The following is a 6,635-nucleotide window of genomic DNA, read 5'->3' as shown; positions in this document are numbered from 1 at the left end:
GGACGCCGCCGGCGAGGGCTTCTAGGTGGTAGCCCTCCTCCAGCACAAAGGCCAGTCGGCCTTCGCAGTGCCGGTCGGCGATCCCTTGTACCACACCGGTCAGGGCGCCGAAGCCGGCGAAGGTGGCGTTGAGGGCCAGGTCGAACTGGTGTGCGTCGAAGCCGGCCGAGACCAGCACCAGATCCGGCTGGAACCAGTCCGCTGCGGGCACCAGGATGTCGTTGATAGCGCTGAGCAGGGCCGCATCACCGGCGCCCGCCGGCAAAGGGGCCGAAGCGGTGCCGATCTTGCGAGTGGTCATAGGGCCAGTATATGACCAGCGAGCGGCGGGCGTTGGGGCAGCGCGGCCGGCGTGAGGTCGGCTCAGAAGGGCCACACCCACGGGATCACGGCCAGCGCTACGGCGCCGGTGACCAGGTTCAGCGGCAGGCCGGCGCGCAGGTAGTCGGTAAAGTGGTAGCCGCCGGGGCCGTAAACCATCAGGTTGGTCTGGTAGCCCATGGGGGTGGCGAAGCTCGCCGAGGCGGCTAGCATGATCGCCACGGCAAAGGGGACCACGCTGACACTCAGATCCGCGGCGACGGACGCGGCGATGGGGACCATCAGAACGGCCGCCGCGTTGTTGGTGATCACGGAGGTGAAGAGCACGGTGACCAGGTAGACAACTGCCAAGTTGAGCCAGGGCACCTCGCCGGCAAGCTGCAGGAGGCCCCCGGCAATGACGGCGGCCAGCCCGGTCTGGTCCATCGCCGCGCCGATGCCGAAAGCGGCGGCGATGGTCAGGATCACGGACCAGTCCACCGATTGCCGCGCGGCGTTGAGCGTCATGCAGCGGGTGGCCAGCAGCGCGGCGCCGGCAGCCAGTGCCCCCTCCAGCATGCTTAGCCATCCGACGCCGACGACCCCGAGCATCACGCCGAGGATCCCCAGCGCCAGCCAAGCCCGGTCGTGGCGCGGCACGGCGGAGCCCTCGATGCCGCGGACGAGCAGAAAGTCGCGGGCGTTGCGCTGGCGCTCGACGAACCCCTCGCCGGCCTCGATCAGGAGGGTGTCGCCGGGGCGCAGGACGATGTCACCGATCTTGCCGTCGACCCGCTCGCCATTGCGGGCGACGGCAATGACCACGGCGTCGTAGCGGGTTCGGAAGCGGCCGTCACGGACCGTCCGGTTGGCCACCGGGCAGGTCTCGGAGACCACCACCTCGACGAGCCGGCGGTCGGAGCGGCGGCCGTCGAGCTTGAAGACCTGATCCGTGGCCGGTTGGAGGCCGCGTATCTTCTGCAGCTCCACCACCGAGTCCACCACGCCGACGAAGACCAGGCGGTCGCCGGCGCGCAGCTTCTCCCGGGGCGAGACCGCGGGCAGGATCTCGCCGCCGCGGTCGATCTCCATCAGGTAGCAGCCGGGCAGATGGCGCAACCCGGCCCGTTCGATGGTCCGGCCGACCAGCGGCCCGCTGGGCTCGACGATCATCTCGACCGTGTACTCGCGCGGATCTTCGAGGGTCTCCGCCGCCGGTCGGCGATCCGGGAGCAGCCAGCGGCTGGTGGCGAACATAAAGGCCAGCCCGACGATCAGCACCGGGATGCCGACCCAAGCGAGTTCGAAGAGCATCAGCCCCTCGCCGGTGCGTTGCTCCAGCGCGCCGTTGACCACCAGGTTGGTGCTGGTGCCGATGAGCGTGCAGGTGCCGCCGAGCATGGCGGCGTAGGACAGCGGCAGGAGGAGTTTCGACTCGGCGAGGTTGTGCTTGCGTGCCCAATCCCCCACCGCCGGGATGAGCATGGCCACCACCGGGGTGTTGTTGAGGAACGCCGAGAAGCCGGCCACCGGCAGGGTGAGGCGGCGCTGGGCGTCGAGCAGGGAGCGCGGGCGACCCAGCAGGCGGGTGCTGACCCACTGGACCCCGCCGGTCTCGCGGATGCCGGCCACCACCACGTAGAGCGCGGCCACGGTGAGCACGCCGGGGTTGGAGAGGCCCTCGAAGGCCTCCCTGGGCCCGATCACGCCGCTGACCAGGAGCACGGTCACCGCCCCGAGGAAGGCCATGTCCGGAGCCAGGCGCGTTGTGATTAGGGTGGTCAGCAGGGCGACGACGACGGCGGCCGTCAGGTACGCCTCCCAGCCCATGGCGCTAGATCGCCCCGCGCTGCTGGAGGGCCTGCAGGAGGTGTTCGGTGGCGGTCTCGACGCTGTCCCGGTCGGTGTCGATGATCAGGTCCGGGTCGTCCGGCGCCTCGTAGGGGTCGTCGATGCCGGTCATCCCCTGGAGCTCGCCGCGCCGCGCGCGGGCGTAGAGGCCCTTGGGGTCGCGCTGCTCGCAGGTGGCCAGCGGGGCGCGGACGTGGACCTCCAGGAAGCGTTCGGCGCCGATGGCCTCGCGCACCCGGGCGCGGTCCTCGCGATAAGGCGATATGAAGGCGGTGATCACGATCAGGCCGGCATCGAGCAGCAAGCGGGTGACCTCGCCGATGCGGCGGATGTTCTCCTGCCGCCCGGCGGCGGAGAGGTCCAGGTCCCGATTGAGCCCGTGACGGATGTTGTCGCCGTCGAGCAGGAAGCTGTGGCGCCCCCGCTCATGCAGGGCGTGCTCCAGCGCGTTGGCCAGGGTCGACTTGCCGGAGCCGGAGAGGCCGGTCAGCCAGACCGCCACGGGCCGTTGCCCGAGGGCCGCGGCGCGGTCCTCGGGGCGGATGCGGGTCTGGTGCCAGACAAAGTGCGGCTGTTCCGGCATGGCGGTGACCGCTGCCAGGCTCAGACGAAGGTGAGCCAGTCGGTGTGCGCCGGGTCGCGTCCCTCCACCGCCGCGAAGTAGCGCGACTGCAGCCGCTCGGTGATCGGTCCGCGGTGCCCGGGGCCGATGGTGCGGCCGTCGAGCTCGCGGATCGGCGTGACCTCGGCGGCGGTACCGGTGAAGAAGGCCTCGTCGGCGATGTAGACCTCGTCGCGGGTGATCCGCCGCTCGCGCACCTCGATGCCCTCCTCGGCGGCCAGGCGCAGGATGGTGTCCCGGGTGATGCCCTCAAGCGCCGAGGTGAGCGCCGGGGTGTGGAGCACGCCGTCGCGGACCATGAAGAAGTTCTCGCCGGAGCCCTCGCAGACGAAGCCGTCCACGTCGAGCAGCAGCGCCTCGTCGCACCCGGCCCGGGCGGCCTCCTGCACGGCGAGCATCGAGTTCATGTAGTTGCCGTTGGCCTTGGCCCGGCACATGGCGATGTTCACGTGGTGGCGGGTGAAGGAGCTGGTCTGCACGCGGATGCCCCGCTCCCGGCTCTCGTCGCCGAGGTAGGCGCCCCAGTGCCAGGCCGCCACCATGGTGTGGGTCCGCAGGCCGTCGGCGTGCAGCCCCATGCCCTCGGAGCCGTAGAACGACATGGGCCGGATGTAGGCGCTGCTCAGGCCGTTGCGGCGGACCGCGTCGATGCATGCCTGGTTGATCGTCTCGGGCGTGTGGGCGATCTCCATGCCGAGGATCTTGGCGGAGTTGAAAAGCCGCCGGGTGTGCTCGTGCAGGCGGAAGATCGCCGGCCCCTGATCGGTGGTGTAGGCCCGCAGCCCCTCGAAGACGCCCATGCCGTAGTGCAGGGTGTGGGTCAGGCAGTGGACCCGGGCCTCGCGCCAGGGCAGCATCTCACCATCGAGCCAGATGGAACCGTCGCGATCGGCGAAGGACATGGAATGAATCTCCGTCGGTAGTCATCGGGACCTGGGTGCAGCGCCGCAGTTTGCCATACTTGCCCGGCCGATGCCGCCCGCTGCCGGCGCGAAGGCGCCTTTAACCCTCCATGATCCGCTCCCAGATTCCGCTTACGGCCGCCCGCTCGTCGGCGAGCTCCTCGCTGTCGACCGCGGCGTCCTGATCCTGCAGGGCGAGCTGGTGGACGCGGCGCCGGTAAGCGCGGTAGGCGCCGGCCAGGCGGTTGGCGTCCGCCTCGTCCAGCCGACCGGCCCGGGCGAGCTCGCGCAGCAAGCGGATGTTGTCCGGGTAGCGGGTCAGCTCTGGGTGGTCGTGGGCGGCGTCGAGGACGCCGTACTGGACGATGAACTCGATATCGGTCAGCCCGCCGCGGTCGTTCTTGAGGTCGAAGCGCCCGGCGCGGCGACTGCCTTTCTCCTTGCGCTGGCGCTCGCGCATGCCGGCGACGGCCTCGCGCAACGCCGCCGTGTCGCGTCCCTGGCAGAGCACCTCGGCGCGGATCCGCTCGAACGCCTCGCGTGGTCCGGGGTCGCCGGCGACGCCGCGGGCCCGCACCAGGGCCTGGTGCTCCCACGTCCAGGCACCCTCGTGCTGATACTGGCGGAAGGCGTCCAGGGTGGTGCTCATCAGTCCGGCATTGCCCGACGGGCGCAGTCGGGTGTCGACCTCGTAGACGATGCCCCCGGGGGTGACGGTGTTGAGGACGTGGACCACGCGCTGGGCCAACCGGGCGAAAAAGACCTGGTTGTCGATGGACCGCTCGCCGTCGGTATGCTGCGCCTCGCCGCGGCTGTCGTGGAGGAAGACCAGATCCAGATCGGATCCGTAGCCCAGCTCCAGGCCGCCGAGCTTGCCGTAGCCGGCCACGGCGAACCCGGCCTCGCGGCGCTTGCCGTCATCGGTGCACATGGGCCGGCCGTGGCGGTGGACCAGGTGGGCGCGGCAGATGGATACCGCTCGCTCCAAGGCGGTCTCGGCGATCTGGGTGAGGTAGTCGCTGACCACCATCAGCGGTGCGGCGCCGGAGACATCGGCGGCTGCCACCTTGAGTTGGTTGGCCTGTTTGAACTGGCGCAGCGCCTCCATCTGCTGCTCAAGATCGTCCTCGGCGACACGCCGCAGCCGGGCGTCGAGGTCCGCTTCCAGGGCTTCGCGCCCGAGGGGCTCGTAGAGGGTGCGGGGGTCGAGGAGTTCGTCGAGCAGCAGCGGGTGTGCCGCCAGGAAGCGCGCCACCCACGCCGAGGCGTCGCAGAGCTGGACCAGCTGCGAGAGCGCCATGGGGTGCTCGACCAGCAGGGCCAGGTAGGCGGTGCGCCGGGCCACCGTCTCGATCAGGTCGAGGATCCGCTCCAGGGCCAGATCCGGGCGGCGGGCGCGCACGCAGGCGTTGATCACCAGGGGCATCAGCCGGTCCAGGCGGTGGCGGCCGCGGGCCGAGAGCGCGCGTACCTCGGCGCCCTCGCGCAGGCGCTCGAGACGTCGGGCGAGGTGTCCGGGCTCGGGGAAACCGAGCGCGTGCAGACGCTCGGCGGCCTCGTCCGGGTCCAGCTGGCCGTTCCAGACCAGCTCGGCGGGATCGGCTTCGCCTTCGGCGTCCTCAGCCTGCGGCGCGGCGAAGACCTGGTCGAAGTGGCCATGGACGTGGCGCCGGGTCTGCTCGAGCTCCGCCTCGAAGGTGTCGGCGTCCTGGAAGCCGGCGGCCAGCGCCACCCGGGCACGGCGCACCGGATCCTCGGGGACGGTGTGGCTCTGCTCGTCGGCGAGCATCTGCACGGCGTTCTCGGCCCGGCGCAGGAACCGGTAGCCGTCGCGCAGTTCGGTCACCGCGTGATCGGGCAGCAGCTGCTGATCGGCGATGGTCTCGAGGGTGGTCATCAGCCGCCGCGAGCGCAGCGCCGGATCGCGGCCGCCGCGGATCAGCTGGAAGGCCTGGGTAACGAACTCCACCTCGCGGATGCCGCCCAGGCCGGTCTTGATGTTGCGTGCCGTCCCGCGCCGCTGCACCTCGCGGGCGATCATGCCCTTCATCTCGCGGATCTGCTCGAGGGCCCCGTAGTCGAGGTAGCGGCGATAGACGAAGGGGCGCAGGCTGCGCGTCAGCTCGTCGCCGGCGGTGTAATCCCCACCGACGCAGCGCGCCTTGATCATGGCGTAGCGCTCCCACTCCCGCCCCTGGCTTTCGTAGTAGGTCTCGACGGCGGAGAAAGGTAGGGCCAGCGGGCCGGCGTCGCCGTTGGGGCGCAGGCGCATGTCGACGCGGTAGGGCTGTCCGTCGGGGGTGATCTCGCTGAGCGCGCCGATCAGCTGTCGGCCGAGCTTGACGAAGAACTCGTCGTTGCTGCGCCGCCGGTCGCCATCGGTCTCTCCGGTCTCGGGGAAGGCGAAGATCAGATCGATGTCCGAGGAGAAGTTCAGCTCACGGCCGCCGAGCTTGCCCATGCCCAGCACCACCAGGTGCTGGGGTTCACCGTCGGGTCCGCGCGGCGTGCCCCAGCGCTCGGCCAGGGCGCGGTGGAGCCAGCCGAGGGTCAGATCGATGCACGCCTCGGCCAGGTCGCTGGTCTCCTCCAGGGTCTCTTCCAGTCCGGTCCAGCCGGCCAGGCTGCGGTAGGCGATGCGCACCATCTCGCGGCGCCGGAAGCGACGCAGGGCGCGGTAGAGCTCGGCCTCTTCGGTGGCGGCGTCGAGGCATGGGCGCAGGCGCTGCCGGTGTCCGCTCTCGCCGTAAGCGGTGAATAGGTCGCCGCTTTCGGCCAGGTCGTGGAGCAGCTCCGGCTGCCGTTCGGCGACGGCCTGGGCGACGAAGTCGCTGGCGGCGACGACCCGGGGCAGGCTGGCGGTGATGCGTTCGTCGTCGGGCGCCGCCCCGGCCTCGTGCAGGGTGGCCAGGTGGCGCTCGGCGATCTCTTCAAGGGCGGCGGGTAGGGCATCCATGCCC

At 70.8% G+C, this 6,635-nt stretch carries 4 protein-coding genes and 1 pseudogene; all 5 read right to left on the bottom strand.

What is annotated here, in order from left to right; all coding sequences use genetic code 11:
- Nucleotides 1–301, bottom strand: a pseudogene (locus LRF89_RS03885) (histone deacetylase); the annotation flags it as partial.
- Nucleotides 302–363: 62 nt separating this feature from the next.
- Nucleotides 364–2,130, bottom strand: coding sequence for an SLC13 family permease (locus LRF89_RS03880; RefSeq protein WP_201173435.1), 1,767 nt, complete (start codon nucleotides 2,128–2,130; stop codon nucleotides 364–366).
- A 4-nt stretch (nucleotides 2,131–2,134) separates the two neighbouring features.
- Nucleotides 2,135–2,734 carry an adenylyl-sulfate kinase gene (gene cysC, locus LRF89_RS03875; protein ID WP_201241392.1) on the bottom strand — a complete coding sequence of 200 codons (600 nt, stop codon included), beginning with the start codon at nucleotides 2,732–2,734 and terminating at the stop codon, nucleotides 2,135–2,137.
- Nucleotides 2,735–2,754: 20 nt separating this feature from the next.
- Nucleotides 2,755–3,675 (bottom strand): branched-chain amino acid transaminase, encoded by a 921-nt coding sequence (locus LRF89_RS03870; protein WP_201173433.1) that lies wholly within the window; start codon nucleotides 3,673–3,675, stop codon nucleotides 2,755–2,757.
- A gap of 100 nt (nucleotides 3,676–3,775) precedes the next feature.
- Nucleotides 3,776–6,631 (bottom strand): bifunctional [glutamate--ammonia ligase]-adenylyl-L-tyrosine phosphorylase/[glutamate--ammonia-ligase] adenylyltransferase, encoded by a 2,856-nt coding sequence (gene glnE / locus LRF89_RS03865; RefSeq protein ID WP_238636625.1) that lies wholly within the window; start codon nucleotides 6,629–6,631, stop codon nucleotides 3,776–3,778.
- Nucleotides 6,632–6,635: the final 4 nt, after the last annotated feature.

This window comes from Halorhodospira sp. 9621 (assembly GCF_022228055.1).
GTDB lineage: Bacteria > Pseudomonadota > Gammaproteobacteria > Nitrococcales > Halorhodospiraceae > Halorhodospira > Halorhodospira halophila_A.
Note: the sequence above shows the minus strand (reverse complement) of the source record. Positions and strands in the feature narration are given on the sequence as shown.